Below are 243 nucleotides of genomic sequence, written 5' to 3'. Positions count from 1 at the left end.
CCGCGTAAAACCGATTGATGCGAACACAATCAAGGCAATGGCGAAAGACGGTCAGCTCAATAATCACATTAAGCAGGTCGTAACGAAGCCTATTCACGGTGACGCGTCCCACGGGCACGCACAGGTTCGTAACCTGAATCAAGCAGGCAGAGCAAAAGTATCTAAGCCGGTTGATGTACACCAGGCCCGCAACTGGGGCGCAACCCTGCAAGGCTGGTGGAATAGCATAAAAACCACTTTCTC

1 protein-coding gene is annotated in these 243 nt (G+C 51.9%); it reads left to right on the top strand.

The window, feature by feature from the left end; genetic code table 11:
* Positions 1 to 37 precede the first annotated feature (37 nt).
* Positions 38 to 243: hypothetical protein (locus QP415_RS12665; protein ID WP_285100306.1), on the top strand; the 206-nt coding region annotated here is incomplete at its 3' end.

Origin of the sequence: Pauljensenia sp. UMB3104, assembly GCF_030217285.1 — a bacterium.
Lineage (GTDB): Bacteria > Actinomycetota > Actinomycetes > Actinomycetales > Actinomycetaceae > Pauljensenia.
This window is presented reverse-complemented; position numbering and strand designations above follow the sequence as displayed.